Origin of the sequence: Methanoculleus sp. UBA208 (assembly GCF_002498065.1) — an archaeon.
Lineage (GTDB): Archaea > Halobacteriota > Methanomicrobia > Methanomicrobiales > Methanoculleaceae > Methanoculleus.
The window spans coordinates 35,580-36,545 of record NZ_DAFZ01000097.1 but is presented as its reverse complement, the minus strand read 5'-3'; the positions used below and the strand labels follow the sequence as shown (position 1 = coordinate 36,545).

The 966-nt window shown below is 62.5% G+C and carries 2 protein-coding genes; both read right to left on the bottom strand.

Translation table 11 applies throughout. The features are described 5' to 3' along the window. Positions 1-164: 164 nt before the first annotated feature. A complete protein-coding gene (locus BRA62_RS10305) occupies positions 165-689 on the bottom strand; it encodes a hypothetical protein (RefSeq protein WP_292366483.1) in 525 nt (174 codons plus the stop codon). A gap of 50 nt (positions 690-739) precedes the next feature. Beyond that, a partial coding sequence (locus BRA62_RS10300) for a metal ABC transporter permease (protein ID WP_292366482.1) occupies positions 740-966 on the bottom strand: 227 nt, incomplete at its 5' end.

The window sequence follows — 966 nt, the reverse complement described above, 5'->3', positions numbered from 1 at the left end:
CGTCAGCCCCTCCCCCCAAATGGCGATAGTTCCACGGTCCACTGCGTGGGGACATGCCGGGGAAAAAGGCCGATTCCAGGGACAAGCCGGGCCCAGCACCGACCTCATCGGGGTAGGGATGAAGACCAGAAAAAAGGGTTTTAACAGGCCGAAAAAAGTGATTTTCAGGACCCAAGATACTCAAGCGTCAGCGCGAGCGCGGCCATCAGTTCCTCTTCCTTCTGTGCGTACTCGTAGAGCGCCCGGTAGAGCATGAAGACGAGGTCGTAACCGTAGACGTCGAACGCTTCCTCCGGTGTCAGGGGGCTGAGGTAGGAATCGGTCCGGATCTCGGTGTTGGTGTACATCAACTCGTGGAAAGCCCCGTCTTCGTCGAGAACGCATATCTGGGCATCGACGGGCTTGCTCGGGTCATCCGGGCGGTACGGGAGCGGGTCGCCCTTCCCGAGGGCGATCATCTTCTTCTCGTAGAACTCCTGGTCGTAGAGCTCCCCTGATGCCTCCCTCCTCGCGCGCCAGAGCATCTCAAGCCCGATCTGCTTTACGACCGGCGCCGTATCGGCGGCCATCCGCGCAAGGAGGGCTCCTACGCTGCCCCGGAGTTCCGAGGCCGACTCTTCCTTCTTCGCCTGCAGGTCCTCGAGGGTCTCGAGGAGCCGGGCATATCCCTCTTCGATGATCGGATCCATTGCTCACTCACCTCTTGCGTACGCCGGCATAAGCGCACCGGTTTGTCCCGTCAGTCGCCCTGCCGGAGGCGTTCGACCCCGAGGGCGCCCGCATACGCGAGCGTGCTCACCAGGATGATCGTCGCGCCCGAGGGGACGTTTGCGAGGTAGGAGAGCCAGATCCCCGCGACGGTGAAGATGATGCCGAGGGCGACGGCAAGGAGCATCATGTTCCGGATGCGGGAGGTGTAGAGGCGGCTGATCGCCGCCGGGAGCGTGAGGAGCGCGATCACCAGGA

Coding starts and splice junctions, on each gene's coding strand:
- BRA62_RS10305 (WP_292366483.1), bottom strand. CDS start 689: ATGGATCCGATCATCGAAGAGGGATATGCCCGGCTCCTCGAGACCCTC.